At 72.8% G+C, this 18,367-nt stretch carries 13 protein-coding genes and 1 riboswitch; of the genes, 10 read left to right on the forward strand and 3 right to left on the reverse strand.

The annotated features are described in order from the left end of the window. Positions 1-67 precede the first annotated feature (67 nt). Positions 68-2,527, reverse strand: a complete 2,460-nt coding sequence (locus ACIP84_RS31420; protein ID WP_355959523.1) for a DNA topoisomerase IV subunit A — start codon at positions 2,525-2,527, stop codon at positions 68-70. Positions 2,528-2,708: 181 nt separating this feature from the next. Here ACIP84_RS31420 and ACIP84_RS31425 point away from each other — a divergent pair, with 181 nt between their 5' ends. The 4 genes from ACIP84_RS31425 (at position 2,709) to ACIP84_RS31440 (ending at position 7,517) form a co-directional block, all read left to right on the forward strand. Next, complete coding sequence (locus tag ACIP84_RS31425) at positions 2,709-4,067, forward strand: pitrilysin family protein (RefSeq protein WP_355959521.1); 1,359 nt, start codon at positions 2,709-2,711, stop codon at positions 4,065-4,067. 26 nt (positions 4,068-4,093) lie between these two features. Next, positions 4,094-5,461, forward strand: a complete 1,368-nt coding sequence (locus tag ACIP84_RS31430; RefSeq protein ID WP_355959759.1) for a pitrilysin family protein — start codon at positions 4,094-4,096, stop codon at positions 5,459-5,461. Positions 5,462-5,661: 200 nt separating this feature from the next. Next, positions 5,662-5,827: riboswitch (cyclic di-AMP (ydaO/yuaA leader) on the forward strand. A 12-nt stretch (positions 5,828-5,839) separates the two neighbouring features. After that, positions 5,840-6,610 (forward strand): M23 family metallopeptidase, encoded by a 771-nt coding sequence (locus tag ACIP84_RS31435; RefSeq protein ID WP_355959520.1) that lies wholly within the window; start codon positions 5,840-5,842, stop codon positions 6,608-6,610. Positions 6,611-6,833: 223 nt separating this feature from the next. After that, positions 6,834-7,517: a GntR family transcriptional regulator gene (locus ACIP84_RS31440; protein ID WP_401802443.1), complete on the forward strand. Its 684-nt coding sequence runs from the start codon at positions 6,834-6,836 to the stop codon at positions 7,515-7,517. Positions 7,518-7,662: 145 nt separating this feature from the next. Here the strand turns inward: ACIP84_RS31440 and ACIP84_RS31445 are convergent, their stop codons facing one another. Next, entirely contained in the window at positions 7,663-7,944 is a 282-nt protein-coding gene (locus ACIP84_RS31445) for an HPr family phosphocarrier protein (protein ID WP_015036698.1), read from the reverse strand. 312 nt (positions 7,945-8,256) lie between these two features. Between ACIP84_RS31445 and ACIP84_RS31450 the strand changes: the two genes are divergently transcribed. The 6 genes from ACIP84_RS31450 to ACIP84_RS31475 all read left to right on the forward strand — a co-directional run bounded on the left by ACIP84_RS31450 (position 8,257) and on the right by ACIP84_RS31475 (position 15,146). Next, complete coding sequence (locus tag ACIP84_RS31450) at positions 8,257-11,415, forward strand: GNAT family N-acetyltransferase (RefSeq protein WP_401802446.1); 3,159 nt, start codon at positions 8,257-8,259, stop codon at positions 11,413-11,415. A gap of 40 nt (positions 11,416-11,455) precedes the next feature. Continuing rightward, a complete protein-coding gene (locus tag ACIP84_RS31455; RefSeq protein WP_030325407.1) occupies positions 11,456-12,052 on the forward strand; it encodes a DUF5998 family protein in 597 nt (198 codons plus the stop codon). After that, the gene (locus tag ACIP84_RS31460; protein WP_355959517.1) at positions 12,052-13,257 is read left to right on the forward strand and encodes a nucleotide pyrophosphatase/phosphodiesterase family protein; all 1,206 of its coding nucleotides are present in this window, start codon (positions 12,052-12,054) and stop codon (positions 13,255-13,257) included. The genes ACIP84_RS31455 and ACIP84_RS31460 overlap by 1 nt, the downstream gene beginning before the upstream one ends. A gap of 74 nt (positions 13,258-13,331) precedes the next feature. Next, positions 13,332-13,979, forward strand: a complete 648-nt coding sequence (locus tag ACIP84_RS31465) for a thymidine kinase (protein WP_401802451.1) — start codon at positions 13,332-13,334, stop codon at positions 13,977-13,979. Between the two features lie 103 nt (positions 13,980-14,082). Next, positions 14,083-14,523: a hypothetical protein gene (locus ACIP84_RS31470; RefSeq protein WP_401802454.1), complete on the forward strand. Its 441-nt coding sequence runs from the start codon at positions 14,083-14,085 to the stop codon at positions 14,521-14,523. A 203-nt stretch (positions 14,524-14,726) separates the two neighbouring features. After that, positions 14,727-15,146: a hypothetical protein gene (locus ACIP84_RS31475; RefSeq protein ID WP_401802457.1), complete on the forward strand. Its 420-nt coding sequence runs from the start codon at positions 14,727-14,729 to the stop codon at positions 15,144-15,146. A 132-nt stretch (positions 15,147-15,278) separates the two neighbouring features. Here the strand turns inward: ACIP84_RS31475 and ACIP84_RS31480 are convergent, their stop codons facing one another. Next, positions 15,279-18,326: a BTAD domain-containing putative transcriptional regulator gene (locus tag ACIP84_RS31480; protein WP_401802460.1), complete on the reverse strand. Its 3,048-nt coding sequence runs from the start codon at positions 18,324-18,326 to the stop codon at positions 15,279-15,281. Between the last annotated feature and the right edge of the window lie 41 nt (positions 18,327-18,367).

The raw sequence follows: 18,367 nt of genomic DNA on the forward strand, positions 1-18,367 counted from the left end.
GGCCGGACACGACGGAACCCCGTGCGACGGGCGAGCCGTCTGTCGCACGGGGTCTCCATCGTCGGTTTCAGGAGGCCGGGCCGGCCACCACGTCCACCGGGTGGGCGAGGGGGGTGCCCGAGCCGTCGCGGCGGGGGTCGGCGGCCGGGAGTTCCACCGGGGTGCCGGTCTTCTGGGCGGCGCGGGCCGGGGTGGTGCCCGCCCAGGCCAGGATCAGGACGTCCTCGCCCTTCAGGAAGCGCTGGCAGCGGACGCCGCCGGTCGCGCGGCCCTTGCGCGGGTACTGGTCGAAGGGTGTCAGCTTCGCCGACGTACCCGCCGAGGAGTCGAGCGTGCCCGTGGAACCCGCGACGGTGAAGACGACGGCGTCCGCCGCCGGGTCGACGGCCGTGAACGAGATCACGTCCGCGCCGTCCGTCAGCTTGACGCCCGCCATGCCGCCGGCCGGCCGGCCCTGGGGCCGCACCTGCGCGGCCGGGTAGCGCAGGAGCTGGGCGTCGGAGGTGATGAAGACCAGGTCCTCCTCGCCCGTGCGGAGCTCGGTCGCGCCCACGATCCGGTCGCCCTCCCTGAGGGTGATGACCTCCAGCTCGTCCTTGTTCGCCGGGTAGTCGGGGACCACGCGCTTCACCACGCCCTGCAGCGTGCCCAGGGCGAGCCCCGGCGAGGCCTCGTCGAGCGTGGTCAGGCAGACCACGGTCTCGTCCGCCTCCAGGGACAGGAACTCGGACAGCGGCGCGCCGCCCGCCAGGTTCGGCGCGGACGCGGTGTCCGGGAGCTGCGGCAGGTCGATCACCGCGATCCGGAGCAGTCGGCCGGCCGAGGTCACCGCGCCGATGTCACCGCGCTGGGTGGCGGCCACCGACGACAGGATCACGTCGTGCTTGACGCGGGTGGCGTCCGGGTCGAGCGGGGGAAGCTCCGCCGTCGCCGTACGGGCGAGCAGCCCGGTCGAGGAGAGCAGCACGCGGCACGGGTCGTCCGCGACCTCAAGGGAGACGGCCGCGACGGGCGCTCCCGCCGACTCCAGCAGGACCGTGCGCCGGTCCGTGGCGAACTTCTTCGCGACCGCGGCCAGTTCGGCCGAGACCAGCTTCCGGAGCTCCGCGTCGGAGTCGAGGATCCCGGTCAGCTCGTCGATCTCGCCGTTGAGCCGGTCCTGCTCGGTCTCCAGCTCGATCCGGTCGAACTTGGTGAGACGGCGCAGCGGGGTGTCCAGGATGTACTGCGTCTGGATCTCGCTGAGCGAGAAGCGCTCGATCAGGCGCTCCTTGGCCTGCGCCGAGTTCTCGCTCTCGCGGATCAGCCGGATGACCTCGTCGATGTCGAGCAGGGCGACGAGCAGGCCCTCCACCAGGTGGAGCCGGTCGCGCTTCTTGGTGCGACGGAACTCGGACCGGCGCCGGACGACCTCGAAGCGGTGGTCGAGGTAGACCTCCAGGAGCTCCTTGAGGCCGAGCGTCAGCGGCTGGCCGTCCACCAGCGCCACGTTGTTGATGCCGAAGGACTCCTCCATCGGCGTCAGCTTGTAGAGCTGCTCCAGGACGGCCTCGGGCACGAAGCCGTTCTTGATCTCGATGACCAGGCGCAGACCGTGGTTGCGGTCGGTCAGGTCCTTGACGTCCGCGATGCCCTGGAGCTTCTTGGAGCCGACCAGGTCCTTGATCTTGGAGATGACCTTCTCGGGGCCGACCGTGAACGGCAGCTCGGTCACGACGATGCCCTTGCGGCGCGCCGTCACCGTCTCCACGCTCGTCGTGGCGCGGATCTTGAACGAGCCGCGACCCGACTCGTACGCGTCCTTGATGCCGGAGAGGCCGACGATCCGGCCGCCGGTCGGCAGGTCGGGGCCGGGCACGAAACGCATCAGCGTCTCGAGGTCGGCGCCCGGGTGGCGGATCAGGTGGCGGGCGGCCGCGATCACCTCGCCGAGGTTGTGCGGGGGCATGTTGGTCGCCATGCCGACCGCGATGCCCGACGCGCCGTTGACCAGCAGGTTCGGGTAGGCGGCGGGCAGCGCCACCGGCTCCTGCTCCTGGCCGTCGTAGTTCGGCGAGAAGTCGACCGTGTCCTCGTCGATGGACTCGGTCATGAGCAGGGCGGCCGGTGCCATCCGGGACTCGGTGTACCGCATGGCGGCCGGCGGGTCGTCGTTGCCCAGGGAACCGAAGTTGCCGTGGCCGTCGACCAGGGGGAGGCGCATGGAGAAGGGCTGTGCCATGCGGACCATGGCGTCGTAGATCGACGCGTCGCCGTGCGGGTGGAGCTTGCCCATCACCTCGCCGACGACACGGGCGCACTTGACGAAGCCCCGGTCGGGCCGGAGCCCCATCTCGTTCATCTGGAAGACGATGCGTCGCTGGACGGGCTTCATGCCGTCACGGGCGTCCGGGAGGGCACGCGAGTAGATCACCGAGTACGCGTACTCGAGGAAGGAGCCCTGCATCTCGTCGACGACGTCGATGTCGAGGATTCGCTCCTCGAACGCGTCGTCCGGCGGCGGTGTCTTCGTGCTGCGGCGGGCCATCGCGGCTGCGGCTCCTTCACCAACATGGTTGATCTGACGCGGACCATTGTGGACCGTGCCACCGACAACGCCGACCGCGACCCGGAAGAGGGACATCTCCCGGGGGCGGGAACTTCGCCAGGTGTCGGCGCGCTTGCATACAGTGGCAGGACCTTTTCACATCGCGATCGAAGGGACGTACATGCCCATGGGTCACACGGCCACGGCCGAGGCCGGCTCCGGCGGCCTGACAGCGACCGAGCACCGGTTGGCGAACGGCCTGCGTGTGGTGCTCTCGGAGGACCACCTGACCCCGGTCGCCGCGGTCTGCCTCTGGTACGACGTCGGCTCGCGGCACGAGGTCCCGGGCCGCACGGGCCTCGCCCACCTCTTCGAGCACCTGATGTTCCAGGGCTCGAAGCAGGTCCACGGCAACGGGCACTTCGAGCTCGTGCAGGGCGCGGGCGGCTCGCTCAACGGCACGACGAGCTTCGAGCGCACCAACTACTTCGAGACCATGCCCACGCACCAGTTGGAGCTCGCGCTCTGGCTGGAGGCCGACCGCATGGGCTCGCTGCTCGCCGCCCTGGACGACGAGTCCATGGAGAACCAGCGGGACGTCGTCAAGAACGAGCGCCGCCAGCGCTACGACAACGTGCCGTACGGCACGGCCTTCGAGAAGCTGACCGCCCTTGCCTACCCGGAGGGGCACCCGTACCACCACACGCCGATCGGGTCGATGGCCGACCTGGACGCGGCCACCCTGGAGGACGCGCGGAACTTCTTCCGCACGTACTACGCCCCGAACAACGCCGTGCTGTCGGTCGTCGGCGACATCGACCCGGAGCAGACCCTCGCCTGGGTCGAGAAGTACTTCGGCTCCATCCCCGGCCACGACGGCAAGCCCGCACCGCGCTCCGGCGAGCTGCCCGAGGTCATCGGCGAGCAGCTGCGCGAGGTCGTCGAGGAGGAGGTCCCGGCCCGCGCGCTGATGGCCGCCTACCGGCTGCCGCACGACGGCACGCGCGCGTGCGACGCCGCCGACCTGGCCCTGACGGTCCTCGGCGGCGGGGAGTCCTCCCGGCTGCACAACCGCCTGGTCCGCCGCGACCGTACGGCCGTCGCCGCCGGCTTCGGCATGCTGCGGCTCGCCGGCGCGCCCTCGCTCGGCTGGCTGGACGTCAAGACCTCCGGCGGGGTCGAGGTCCCGCAGATCGAGGCGGCCGTCGACGAGGAGCTCGCCCGGTTCGCCGCCGAGGGCCCCACGCCCGAGGAGATGGAGCGCGCGCAGGCCCAGTTGGAGCGCGAGTGGCTCGACCGGCTCGGCACCGTGGCGGGCCGCGCCGACGAACTGTGCCGGTTCGCCGTGCTGTTCGGCGACCCGCAGCTCGCGCTGACCGCCGTCGACCGGGTCCTGGCGATCACCGCCGACGAGGTGCGGGACGTCGCCGCGGCCACGCTGCGCCCCGACAACCGCGCGGTGCTGGTCTACGAGCCGCTGGCGGCCGACCAGAGCGAGAACGCCGACGGCGACGACGAGGAAGAGGGAGCGGACCAGTGACCGACGCCGCCACGTCTTTGACGAGCATGGACTTCCACCCGCAGCCGACGCCCGGCACCGCCCGGCCCTGGGCCTTCCCGGCCCCGGACCGCGGCGCCCTGGACAACGGCCTGACGGTGCTCACCAGCCACCGCCCCGGCCAGCAGGTCGTGGCCGTGGAGATCTTCCTGCCGGCCCCGCTGGACGCCGAGCCCGCCGGTCTCGACGGGGTCGCCACCATCATGGCCCGCGCCCTCTTCGAGGGCACGGACCAGCAGAGCGCCGAGGAGTTCGCGGCCGAGCTGGAGCGCTGTGGCGCCACGCTCGACGCGCACGCCGACCACCCGGGCGTACGGGTCTCCCTCGAGGTTCCCGTCTCCCGGCTGCCCAAGGCGCTCGGCCTCGTCTCCGAGGCCCTGATCGCGCCGGCGTTCCTCGAGACCGAGGTCGAGCGCCTGGTGCGCAACCGCCTCGACGAGATCCCGCACGAGACGGCCAACCCGGCCCGCCGCGCCGCCAAGCAGCTCTCCAAGGAGCTGTTCCCGGCCGAGGCCCGGATGTCCCGGCCGCGCCAGGGCACCGAGGAGACCGTGGAGGCGATCGACGCCGCCGCGGTCCGCGCCTTCTACGAGGCGTACGTCCGGCCGGCCACGGCCACCGCCGTGGTCGTCGGCGACCTCACCGGTGTCGACCTGGACAAGGTCCTCGCCGAGACCCTGGGCGCCTGGACCGGCGAGCCGGCCGAGCCGCTTCCGATGCCGCCGATCACCGCCGACGACACCGGACGGGTCGTCATCGTGGACCGTCCCGGCGCCGTCCAGACCCAGTTGCTGATCGGCCGGGTCGGACCCGACCGCCACGACAGCGTCTGGCCGGCCCAGGTCCTGGGCACGTACTGCCTCGGTGGCACCCTCACCTCGCGACTCGACCGGGTCCTGCGGGAGGAGAAGGGCTACACGTACGGCGTGCGCGCCTTCGGGCAGGTGCTCCGCTCGGACGGCCGGGGGAACGGCGCCTCGATGCTCGCCATCAGCGGCTCCGTCGACACGCCCAACACCGGCCCGGCTCTTGACGACCTGTGGAAGGTGCTGCGGACGCTGGCCGCGGAGGGTCTCACCGACGCCGAGCGGGAGACGGCCGTGCAGAACCTGGTGGGGGTCGCGCCGCTCAAGTACGAGACCGCCGCCTCCGTCGCGGGGACGCTCGCCGACCAGGTCGAGCAGCACCTCCCGGACGACTACCAGGCCCAGTTGTACGCCCGGCTGGCCGAGACCGGCACGGTCGAGGCGACCGCCGCCGTGGTCAGCGCCTTCCCCGTGGACCGGCTCGTCACCGTGCTCGTGGGCGACGCGGCGCAGATCGCGGAGCCGGTGCGTGCGCTCGGGATCGGCGAAGTGACCGTCGTGACCGGCTGATTCACGCCGCCGACACGACAAAGGGGGGCCCCGACGGCATAGTTCGTCGGGGTCCTCCCCTTTGTCCGTATTCGGGGCTTGGGTGGTCGTATGCCTTGTGGCATGTCTTACAAAATGCGTGTCCGGTTGGTGATTGAAAGACGATCCGCATAGCGTCGGTCCGTCTGTTCGCCAGTTGCATGTGCCGCACCCGCGGCATCGGACAGACATCGCCGAGTCCCCGTCAGGCGCGAGCCTGGGGAGCCGGGGACCCACACGTAGTCCCTGGGGTGAATCGGGCGCCTTCGTCTCGTACGGAGGGGCTCGTAGGAGACCTTCCTGCTCCGAACCCGTCAGCTAACCCGGTAGGCGAGAGGGAAGGAAAGGATCAGCCCCTACATGGCGTTCACCCGTGCCACCGGGAAGCATCGTGCTCCGAGCCGGATGGCGCGCCGCGGCGTGGGCATCGCCGGCGCGGCGACGCTCGCCACCACCGGCGTCATCGGAACCCTCGCTTCCCCGGCGCTCGCCGCCGACACGGACACCCGCTCGGTCGAGGACACCGGTCTCATCAAGGTGATCACCGAGGACTCGCTCTCCGAGCGGATCGACGCCCAGGCCGCCGCCCAGGAGCAGGAGGCCTTCGAGGTCGCCGCCAAGGCGAAGGCCAAGGCCGAGGCGAAGCGCAAGGCCGAGGCCCGTGCCAAGGAGATCCGCGAGGCCGAGCAGCGTGCGGCCCGTGAGGCCGAGCGCCGCCGCCTGGCCTCCTTCCAGCTGCCCGTCGAGGGCACGTACGTGTCCACCGGCTACAAGACCGGCGGCTCGCTCTGGTCCTCCGGCAGCCACTCCGGCATCGACTTCCACGCCGCCTACGGCAGCAACGTCGTCTCCGTCGGCTCGGGCACCGTCGTTGAGGCCGGCTGGGGCGGCGCGTACGGCAACAACATCGTCATCCGGATGAACGACGGCACGTACACCCAGTACGGTCACCTCTCCTCCATCGGGGTCTACGTCGGCCAGACCGTCGAGCCGGGTGAGCGGATAGGCATCTCGGGCTCGACCGGGAACTCGACCGGCCCGCACCTCCACTTCGAGGCGCGGACGACGTCCGAGTACGGCTCCGACATCAACCCGGTCGCGTACCTGCGCGCCCGCGGCGTCGGCGTCTGATCCGGGACGGATCCAGGACACCCCTCGCGCAGGACCGGCGTTCCGCCCCCCTCGCATCGCAAAAGCCCCGGCTCGTACAGAGCCGGGGCTTTTCGTCGGTCGCGTGAGACCGATATTCCGTCGGGGCATCGGAAATTCCGGCGTGCTGCAATAGAGTCGCAGATCGGGCGCAGAACAGGCGCCGTCGGAATTGACTCGCGCAGACCAAAGGCGGAGGTCGGACATGCGCATTCCCGCGCACTCGGTATGCACGGCGATCCGGGACGACATCGTCTCCGGAGTCTTCGAGCGGGGCAGCCGGCTGACCGAGGACCAGCTGGCCCGCCGGTACGGGGTGTCCCGCGTCCCGGTCCGCGAGGCCCTGCGCACCCTGGAGTCCGAGGGCTTCGTCGTCTCCCGCCGCCATGCCGGGGCGCATGTCGCCGAGCCCACCGAGCAGGAGGCCGCCGATCTGCTCGACATGCGGGTGCTGCTCGAACCGCTGGGGGCGTCCCGCGCCGCCCAGCGGCGCACGGAGGCGCATCTCAAGGTCCTGCGCGGCCTGGTGAGGCTGGGGCAGGAGCGGGCCAGGCGCGGGCAGGGCGAGGATCTGCGCTCACTCGGCGGCTGGTTCCACGAGACGCTCGCACAGGCCTCCGGGAGCCCGGCCCTGACGGCGCTGCTGACCCAGCTGCGGCACAAGATCGCCTGGATGTACACCGTCGAACTGCCCGAGCGGCCGGTGGACGCCTGGGCGGAGCACGGCGCGATCGTGGACGCCGTGGCGCGCGGCGACGCCGAGCGGGCGCGGACGCTGACCGCGCTGCACGCGGAGCGCTCGCAGTCGCTGCACCGCCTCAAGAGGCCGGACCGCGGCCGTGTGAGGGTTTCGCAACATGCAGTCAACACGGCGAGTTCCCGGAATTAACGCGCGCATCGTATACATGGAATAGGAATTCGATGCCGCTGCTCCGTGCTGCCCTGAAAGGGCAGCGGCGGAAAAGCGAAAGGCCGTGACCGCCCGGAATTCCGGCGGTCACGGCCTTTCGTCGTGCAGTGGGGGTCGACCCGGATCAGACGGTCTCGGGAAGCTCGTCCAGACCCTCGGCGACCAGCTTCGCCAGACGGTCCAGAGCGGCCTCGGCGCCGTCGGCCTCGGAGGCGAGGACGATCTCCTCGCCGCCCTGCGCGCCCAGGCCGAGCACCGCGAGCATGGAGGCGGCGTTCACCGGGGTGCCGTCGGACTTGGCGATCGTCACCGGAACGCCGGAAGCCGTGGCGGCACGGACGAAGATGGACGCGGGGCGGGCGTGGAGGCCCTCGGCCCAGCCGACGTTGACGCGGCGCTCAGCCATGGTGTTGCCCTTCAAGTCTCAAGCGGGTTGTCTAGACCAGTCTCTCACGGGATGCTGCGTGCTCGCGCCGACCTTCGGCCCGGATCGGACCGCCGTTCGGCCCTCCGTCGCCGTGCGCGGCGTGCTCCCTACCTTGCACGGCGGACCCCCGCCGCGCGAGCGGTGTCGCCGCCGTGTCGCGGCCCGGGTCGTCGCCGTGTCGCGACCCGTGCCACCCCCGTGTCGCACCCCGAGCCGTCCCCGTGTCGCGGCCCGGGTCGTCGCCGTGTCGCGACCGGTGCCACCGCCGTGCGGCGGCCGTAGGCTGACCCCATGCAGAGCGCGTCGGACCAGCTGCCGGAGCACGACTACCCCGACCACTGGGAAGCGGACGTGGTGCTCCGCGACGGCGGCACCGCGCGCATCCGGCCCATCACGGCCGACGACGCCGACCGCCTCGTCAGCTTCTACGAGCAGGTCTCGGACGAGTCGAAGTACTACCGCTTCTTCGCCCCCTACCCGCGGCTGTCCGCCAAGGACGTGCACCGCTTCACCCACCACGACTTCGTGGACCGGGTCGGCCTCGCGGCGACCGTGGGCGGCGAGTTCATCGCCACCGTGCGCTACGACCGCATCAACGACCGGGGGCTGCCCGCCTCCGCCCCGGCCGACGAGGCCGAGGTCGCCTTCCTCGTCCAGGACGCCCACCAGGGACGCGGTGTCGCCTCCGCCCTGCTCGAACACATCGCGGCCGTCGCCCGCGAGCGGGACATCCGGCGCTTCGCCGCCGAGGTGCTCCCCGCCAACAACAAGATGATCAAGGTGTTCACGGACGCGGGCTACACCCAGAAGCGCAGCTTCGAGGACGGGTCCGTACGGCTCCACCTCGACCTCGAACCCACCGACCGCTCCCTCGCCGTGCAGCGCGCGCGGGAGCAGCGCGCCGAGGCCCGCTCCGTGCAGCGCCTCCTCACCCCGCGGTCCGTCGCCGTCGTCGGCGCCGGCCGCGCACCGGGCGGCGTCGGCCGGACGGTCCTGCGCAACCTCCTCGGGGCCGGGTACACCGGACGCGTGTACGCGGTCAACGCCGCGCTCGCCGGGGACGGCGGGCCCGTCGAGTTCGACGGCGTCCCCGCCCACCCCTCCGTCGCGGCCATCGGCGAGCCCGTCGACCTGGCGATCGTCGCCGTCCCCGCCGAACGGGTGCCGGAAGTCGTCGCCGACTGCGGCGAGCACGGTGTCCAGGGTCTGGTCGTCCTCTCCGCCGGATACGCCGAGAGCGGGGCCGACGGGCGCGAGCGGCAGCGCCAGCTGGTCCGGCAGGCCCGCTCGTACGGCATGAGGATCATCGGCCCGAACGCCTTCGGGATCATCAACACCGCCGCCGACACCCGGCTCAACGCCTCCCTCGCCCCGCAGATGCCGGCCGCCGGGCGGATCGGCCTCTTCACCCAGTCCGGCGCCATCGGCATCGCCCTCCTCGCCGGACTGCACCGGCGGGGCGCCGGGCTCTCCTCCTTCATCTCGGCCGGCAACCGCGCCGACGTCTCCGGCAACGACTTCCTCCAGCACTGGTACGACGACCCCGGCACCGACGTCGTCCTGCTCTACCTGGAGTCGATCGGCAACCCCCGGAAGTTCACCCGGCTGGCGCGCCGCACCGCCGCCGTCAAGCCGGTCGTCGTCGTCAAGGGCGCCCGGCACAGCGGCAGCGCGCCGCCCGGACACCGCGTGCCGGTCACCCGCATCCCGCACGCGACGGTCTCCGCGCTGCTCCGCCAGGCCGGCGTCATCCGCGTCGACACCGTCACCGAGCTGGTGGACGCCGGAGTGCTGCTCGCCGCCCAGCCGCTGCCCGCCGGGCCCCGGGTCGCGATCCTCGGCAACTCCGAGTCCCTCGGCCTCCTCACGTACGACGCCTGCCTGACGGAGGGGCTGCGCCCGCTGCGGCCGCTCGACCTCACCACGGCGGCGGAACCGGCGGACTTCCGGGACGCCCTCGTGGCGGCGCTCGCGGACGAGACCTCCGACGCGGTCGTCGTGAACGCGATCCCGTGGGTCGGGGAGAACGGCGCCACCGAGTTCGGCGACGGAGAGGTGCTCGCCGCCTCCCTCCGCGAGGCCGTCGCCTCCGCCGAGGCCCCCACGAAGCCGGTCGTCGTCGTCCATGTCGAGATGGGCGGCCTCGCGGAGGCCCTCGCCGTCGCCACGAGCACGCGCCCGACGGCACCGGGCCGGGGCGCGACCGCCGCCCCGGGACCCCGGCCGACCGGACTCCCGGCGGCACCGGGGGTCGCACCGGGGGCCGGGACCGCCGGGTCCGGGACCGTCCCCGGGGCGGGGCCCACAGGCTCCGGGCCCGAGCGCGAGTCCGGGCCCACCGGCCTCCGGCCCGAGCCCGGTGAAGCCGGTCCCGGGACGGCCGGCCCGGGGACGAGCGGCTCCGCGGTGACCGCCCCCGCCGTGTCCGCCCCCGGCGTCCCGGGAGCGACCCCGGCCGAGGCGGCACCGGCTCCCGCGTCCGGCGCCGGCTCCAGCGCCGTCTCCGCCTCCGTCTCCGCCTCCGCCTCCGCCTCCGGCGCCGGAGACCCGGCGTCCGCGCCCGTACGAGTCCCGCCCGCCACCATCCCCTCCTACCCCGCCGCCGAGCGGGCCGTGCGGGCGCTGGCCGAGGCCGTGCGGTACGGGCAGTGGCGGCGGCAGGCCGCCGAGCCCGGACGGGTGCCCGAGTACGAGGACATCGACGAGGCAGGGGCCGCCGCGCTCATCGAGCGGGTGCTCGGCGGCGACGAAGCCGACCCACGCGGTGTGACCCTCGACACCGCGCAGGCGGGGGAGCTGCTCGCCCGCTACGGCATCGCCGTGCTGCCCACGCTGCCCGCGCCCACCCCCGACGCCGCCGTCGCGGCCGCCGGCCGGCTCGGCTACCCGGTCGCCCTCAAGACGACCGCGCCCCACCTCCGCCACCGCCCCGACCTCGGGGGCGTACGGCTCGATCTGGCGTCCGAGGAACAGCTCCGTACGGCCTACGCCGAGCTGACCGAGGTCCTCGGCAAGCCCGAGGAGCTCCAGCCGGTCGTCCAGGCGATGGTGCCCCGGGGCGTCGACACCGTCGTCCGCTCCGCCATCGACCCGGCCGTCGGCGCGGTCCTCTCCTTCGGCCTCGCGGGCGCCGCGTCCGAGCTGCTCGGCGACACGGCCCACCGGCTGGTGCCGGCCACCGACCGGGACGTCGCCGAACTGGTCCGGTCCCTCCGCACCGCCCCGCTGCTGTTCGGCTGGCGCGGCTCCGCCCCCGTCGACACCCCGGCGCTGGAAGAGGTACTGCTCCGGGTCTCCCGGCTGGTCGACGACCACCCCGAGGTGGTCGCCGTCTCCCTGGAGCCGGTGGTCGTGGCACCGCGCGGACTGTCCGTCCTCGGCGCCACCGTCCGGCTGGCCCCGCCGCCGCCCCGCACCGACCTGGGCCCGCGCAGCCTGCCGAGCTACTGAAGGGCCGGAGAGGGGCCCACCGCCCCGTAGGATGGAGTCCATGGCGAAGACCGGTACGACGACCCAGGGGCTGCGCGCGGCGATCGAGCGCAGCGGCTACTACCCGGCCCTCGTGGCCGAGGCGGTGGAGGCCGCTGTCGGCGGCGAGGCCGTCGCGTCGTACGTCGTGCACCAGGAGACCACGTTCGACGCCAACGAGGTCCGGCGCCATGTCACCGTCCTCGTCCTGACGCCGCACCGCTTCATCGTCAGCCACACCGACGAGCAGGCCGCCGACACCAGCTCCCCGACGCCGTACGCCACGACGTCCACCGAGTCCGTGAAGCTCGACCGGATCTCGTCGGTCGTCGTCAGCCGTGTCGTCGCCAACCCGGAGTCGTACACTCCCGGCACGCTGCCCCGCGAGGTGGTCCTCACCATCGGCTGGGGTGCCGTCTCCCGCATCGACCTGGAGCCCGCCGCCTGCGGCGACGCCAACTGCGACGCCGACCACGGCTACACGGGCAACGCCACCGCCGACGACCTCAGCCTCCGGGTGAGCGAGGCCGGGGACGGCCCGGACACCGTCCGGCAGACCCTCGTCTTCGCCCAGGCCCTGTCCGAAGCCATCGCGGCCACCGCCGCCCCCACGCGCTGATGGTGCAGCCGACCGCCGTGACCCACGGCTGGCCCGACGACCCGGTTCCGCTCGCCCCGGACACCGCGCCGGTCCCCGAGTACACCTTCGGCTCCCTCGGCGACGTGCTGCCGACGCTCGTCGCCGGTCAGGGCGTGCCCGGGTGCGAGGCCCGGATCGCCGAGCTCTCCCCGGCCGACCGGAACTGCGTCTTCCTGATCGACGGGCTCGGCTGGGAGCAGATCAGGGCCCACCCGGACGAGGCCCCCTATCTGACCTCGCTCCTCGGCTCCTCGCGCGGCGGCACCGGCCGCCCGATCACCGCCGGCTTCCCCGCCACCACGGCGACCTCGCTCGCCTCCGTCGGCACCGGCCGCTACCCCGGTACGCACGGGCTGCCCGGCTACACCGTGCGCAATCCGGACACCGGCGAGCTGATGAACCAGCTCCGCTGGAAGCCGTGGACCTCGCCGCGCGTCTGGCAGCCGTACCCCACCGTCTTCCGGCTCGCCCACGAGGCCGGGGTCCACACCGCCCAGGTTTCCTCCCCGATCTTCGAGCAGACCCCGCTCACCAAGGTCGCGCTCAGCGGCGGCACGTTCCACGGCCGGCTCTCCGGCGAGGAGCGGATGGACTTCGCCGCCGAGCAGCTCGCCGCCGGCGACCGCTCGCTGGTCTACACGTACTACAGCGAACTCGACGGCGCGGGACACCGCTTCGGCATCGACTCCGACGCCTGGCGAGGCCAGCTGATGTTCGTCGACCGGCTCGTGCAGCGGCTCGCCGAGCAGCTCCCGCCCCGGTCGGCCCTGTACGTCACGGCCGACCACGGCATGGTCGACATCCCCTTCGACGAGCAGCACCGCATCGACTTCGACGAGGACTGGGAGCTCCGCGCGGGCGTCGCCCTCCTCGGCGGCGAGGGACGTGCCCGGCACGTCTACGCCGTGCCCGGTGCCGAGGCGGACGTGCTCACCTGCTGGCGCGAGGTGATCGGCGAGCAGTTCTGGGTCGCGAGCCGCGACGAGGCGATCTCGCTCGGCTGGTTCGGGGACGAGATCGACGAGCGCGTGTACGGGCGGATCGGCGACGTCGTCGCCGCCGCCCACGACGACGTGGCGATCACCGCCTCCGTGAACGAGCCCCACGAGTCCGCGATGGTCGGCATGCACGGGTCCATGACCCCTGCGGAGCAGCTCGTCCCGCTGCTCGAAGTCCGCTCCTGAACCCTCCGGACTCCGGCCCCCCGGACGCCCCGGACCCCCTTCCCCTCCACGACCTGAAAGGTCCCCGTCCCGTCATGCCCGAGCTGGTCTTCTTCTCCGGAACCATGGACTGCGGGAAGAGCACCCTGGCCCTCCAGATCGCCCACAACCGTGACGCGCGAGGGCTCCAGGGCGTGATCTTCACCCGTGACGACCGGGCGGGCGAGGGCAAGCTCTCCTCCCGGCTCGGCCTGGTGACGGAGGCGGTCGAGGCGCCGCAGGGCATGGACCTGTACGCGTACCTCGTCGCCCAGCTCTCCCAGGGCGGCAAGGCCGACTACGTGATCGTCGACGAGGCCCAGTTCCTCGCCCCGGAGCAGATCGACCAGCTCGCCCGGGTCGTCGACGACCTCGGTCTCGACGTGTTCGCCTTCGGCATCACCACCGACTTCAGGACGAAGCTCTTCCCCGGCTCGCAGCGGCTCATCGAGCTGGCGGACCGCATCGAGCAGCTCCAGGTCGAGGCCCTGTGCTGGTGTGGCGCCCGCGCCACGCACAACGCCCGCACCGTGGGCGGCGAGATGGTCGTCGAGGGCGCGCAGGTCGTCGTCGGCGACGTGAACCGCCCGGCCGAGGAGATCGGTTACGAGGTGCTGTGCCGGCGCCATCACCGGCGCCGGATGACCTCCGCCTCGGCCCGGGCGGGGGCCCTCTCCCCGGACGTGCTGCCGGTCAACGGCTGAGCCCTCGCGGGGCCGGGCCCGTACGGCGGGACCGGAGCGGGAGAGAAACGGTATCGGGGCGCTCGACTCTGGCGGAGTAGTTCTCTGCAGGAGGAGTCTTTCGATGAAACATCCCCCGGACCGGATCGACGTGGCCGAGGGCCTGCGCCACATCCTTCAGGAGCTGTCCGCCATCGAGCGGTCGGTCGAGGGTGAACGCGCGGGCCTGCCGGATGCCCGTACGGACGGAGAGGGGTCCTGGGACGGGCCCGAGTTCACCGTCGAGACCGTCAGCGACAACAGCATGCACACCGTGGTGGACATCAGGGCGCTGCGCGGCCCCGGCCAGCCCCCGCCCGACCGTGCCGGGCCCGACGAGGAAGAGGTCGCGGCGCTGCGCGCGACCGTGCGCGCGCTGCTCGATCTCGCGGACATCGGATCCGGGCGGGTGTGTACCACCGTGGTCCTCACCGAGCGGGGGCCGCGGGTGGTCAGTTGCCGGCTGGGCGGCGGCGCGACCGTGTTCGCGCGCGAGCCGGGGGCGGGGGCGGGGGCGCCGGGCTGAGAGGGGCCGCCGGGGGCGCCCTCGGCGGGCCGAGCGGGATTTCACAGGAGGGTTGTACCCGGGCTGACCTGGCGTTCCCGGGTGCGTTCCCGTGCCGTACCGGAAGGCGGTATCGGCTCGGGAACGGTCCGGGAACGGGTCACCGGAGAGTACGTGGTGTCGGGAAGCAGAACCGGAGAAAACCACGTAAAGGGGATATGACCATGGGACGCAAGTCGACTGGATTCGCCGGGATCGTCGTCGCCGCCGCTCTCGCCCTCGGGCTCGGGGTCACGGTGGAGGCGGGTCCCGAGCAGAGCCGGCCGGCGGGCGTCCAGGTCCAGGCCGACGACCAGGGCCCGACGGTGATCGGTAAGGGTGGAGTCGTGCAGGCCGGTGCGACGGACGACCAGGGCCCGACCGTCATCGGGTCCCGCGTCGTCCAGGCCGGTGCGACGGACGACCAGGGCCCCACCGTGATCGGCAAGGGTGGCGTCGTCCAGGCCGGTGCGACGGACGACCAGGGCCCCACCGTGATCGGCAAGGGGGGCGTCGTCCAGGCCGGTGCCACCGACGACCAGGGACCCACCGTGATCGGCAAGGGCGCGCCCGCCGCCGGCGGTCAGAGCGTCTTCGCCGCCTGAGTCCCGCCCCGTACGCCGGCTGTGTCGCCTACGGAGCCACATCAGCCGCATCGGTTTCGGCAGCCATGTCAGTCACGTCAGCCGCGTCGGATGCGTCGAGCTACATGGGCTGTGCCGGCTATGCCGGCCACGTCAGCTGCGACGGCGTTCCGCGGGGACGCCCATCTCGCCGAACAGTTCCTCCGCCGAGCGCTCGTTGCGCGCCGCCTCCTCCGAGAGGCCGAGGGCGGCCTGGGCGCGGGCCATGCCGGACAGGGCGTAGGCCATCTCGATGCGGAAGTCGAGGGAGTGCGCCACCTCGTGGGCGCTCTCGTGCAGGCCGAGCGCCGCCACGTACTCCTTGCGCTTGTAGAGATAGCGGCCGACGGTGTTCTCGACCTTGGCCCGGCGCAGAGGAGAAACGTTTGGCCCGATGGTCTCGATGGCCCGGTCCGCGTACCGGACGGCCTGCTCGTCCCGGCCGAGACGCTGGGCGACCTCCGCGAGCAGCGCGAGGGCCAGGGCCACCTGTCCCGGGTCGCTGTTCTCGGTGCACAGCGCCCGCGCCCGCGCGAGGCACGTGTCGGCGGCCTCGTTGTCACCGAGGCAGGCATGCGCGAACGCCAGGTCCGTGAAGGCCACCAACTTGTTCTCGTGCTGGCCCAGTTCGTCGCAGAGCGCGATCGCCCGACGGGCCGCCGACGCCGCCTCCTCGTGCCGCCCCCACTGCTCGTACAGGGTGCTGAGCAGGGTGAGGCTCTCCGCCTCCGCACGACTGGCGCCCAGCTCCCGCTGGTGCGCGATCGACTTCTCCAGATGGGACAGCGCCTGCGGGAACCGGCCGAGCAGACTGTTCAGCTGGCCGAGGGCGCCCTCGCTGTGGGCCAACGTCTGGACGTCACCCAGTCGTTCGGCGACGTCCCGGCCCTCCGTGGCCACCTCGATGCCCTCGGCGAACCGGCCCAGCTTCCAGCAGGCCACGCCCAGATTGGACAGGCTCACCCCCAGCAGCGGCAGCTCACCCAGCCGGCGCGCGGCGGCCACCGCCAGGAGCCCCATCGAGCGGAACTCCTCCAACTGGCCCCGCGCACTGAGCTGGAAGGCCAGATTGCGGCTCAGGAACACGGTGTGGCGATCGTGTCCGAGCCGGTCGGCCAGGCCCACCGCCCCGAGGAGCGACCCCTGCTCCCGCGCGAACCACTGCTCGGCCTGCTCGCTCTCCGGGAACCGCGGAAGCCGGGCGCGCCACTCGTCCGCGTCCTCCACCTCCGCCACCTCGGTGGGAATGCGGCGCCGGCCGGGGAACATCACCCGGCAGGCCGACTCCGTCGCCGCCAGGTAGTAGTCGAGCAGCCGGCGCGTCGACGCGGAGTCGTCCTCCTCCGTCGCCGTCGACCTGAGGCTCTGCGCGAAGCTGCGCACCAGGTCGTGGAAGGTGTACAGACCGATCTCGGGCTGCTGCAGCAGATGGACGTCCAGGAGGAGTTCGAGGATGTCCTCGGCGTCGGCCGGACCGGTCTCCAGAAGAGCGGCCGCCGCGTACACGTCGAGCTCGCCGCCGGGATGCAGCGCCAGGCTGCGGAACGCGGTCCGGCAGTCCTGCTCCAGGGCCTGGTACGACAGACGCAGGGTGGCGGCGACGCTCCGCTGCCCCGAACTCAGCTCGTCCAGCCGGCGCGTCTCGTCCCGCAGCCGGTCGGCCAGATAACGCAGCGTCCAGCGCGGCCTGTTGCGCAGCCGGGCCGTCGCGATCCGCAGTGCCAGGGGAAGATGACCGCACAGCCGGGCCAGCTCGGCCGCCGCCTCCGGTTCCGCCGCGTACCGCTGCTCGCCCAGCGTCTCCGCCATCAGCGCCGCGCACTCCGCAGGCGACATCACGTCGATCGAGATCCACTGCGCCGAGTCGAGGTCCACCAGCCGGGCCCGGCTGGTGACGAGGACCAGGCAGCCGGGCGTGGTGGGCAGCAGAGGTCGTACGCCGTCGGCGTCGGCGGCGTTGTCGAGGAGGAGCAGCAGCCGCTTCCCGGTGACGGTCGACCGCCACAGCGCGGTACGGCCCGAAAGGTCCTCCGGGATGCGCGAGCCCGGCACACCCAGCGCGCGTAACAGGATGTCGAGCGCTCCGCCCGCGGTCACCGGCTGCTCGCCGGGGGTATAGCCGCGCAGGTCGATGTAGAGCTGGCCGTCGGGGAACTCGGCGGCGAGCGAGTGCGCCGCGTGCACGGCGAGGGAGGTCTTGCCGCTGCCGCCCATGCCGTCCAGGGCCACGATCCGGGAATGCCGCGCGCAGTCCCGGCCGGCCGAGTCGAGCAGCTCCCGCAGTTCGTCGCCGCGGCCGGTGAAGTCCGCCAGGTCGTACGGCAGGGTGCACGGCGCCTCGGTGGGCGCGGCCTCCGGCACGGCGACCGGGGCCGCGACGGGCGGGGGAGCGGGGGCGGCCAGCTCCGGGCTGTCGCGCAGGATCCCCTCGTACACCTTGGTCAACCGGGGACCCGGGTCGACGCCCAGCTCCTCCACAAGCAGCTCGCGGACCCGGCTGTACTCCTCGAGCGCCTCGGCCTGCCGGCCCGCGCGGTACAGGGCGAGCATCAACTGGGCGCGCAGCGACTCGTGCAGGGGATGCGCCTGCACCAGATCCCGCAGATCGACGACGAGTTCCGCCGTCTCGCCGAGACCGAGGCGGAGATCGAAGAGCTGCTCCGCCGCGGCGAGTCTGCGCTCCTCGAGCGCGGTGGCCGCCGCCTCGATCACCGGGCCGCCCGCCCCCGACAGGATCGGTCCCCGCCAGAGGCCGAGGGCACGGCGCAGCGACTCCACCGCGTCGACCGCCCGGCCTTCGCCCGGGGCGTCCCGGGCCGATCTCACAAGACTGCCGAACTCCGTCAGGTCGAGCTGCTCCGGAGCGAGGACCGCCCGGTATCCGGGGCCGTCGGTGACGATGACCTCGCTGCCCGCGGGGATGCGCCGACGCAGATCCGCGACCGCCTTGCGGACCTGGTGCGAGGCGGTCGCCGGCGGGTCCTCGGCCCAGGCCGACTCCACGAGCCGGCCGATCGGCAGCACCCGTCCCGGCTCCAGGAGCAGCGTACCGAGCACGCGTTCCTGGATGAGGCCCCCCAGCCTCAGCCGGGAGCCGTCGGCCCAGCCCTCCAGGGGGCCCAGCACGTTGAATCTCAGCGATTGCTCCTCGGCAGCGGTCATTGCCGCGAGCACCCCCCCAGGTCTCCCGCCCACGCCCTCGG

Origin of the sequence: Streptomyces sp. NPDC088707, from assembly GCF_044752725.1 — a bacterium.
GTDB lineage: Bacteria > Actinomycetota > Actinomycetes > Streptomycetales > Streptomycetaceae > Streptomyces.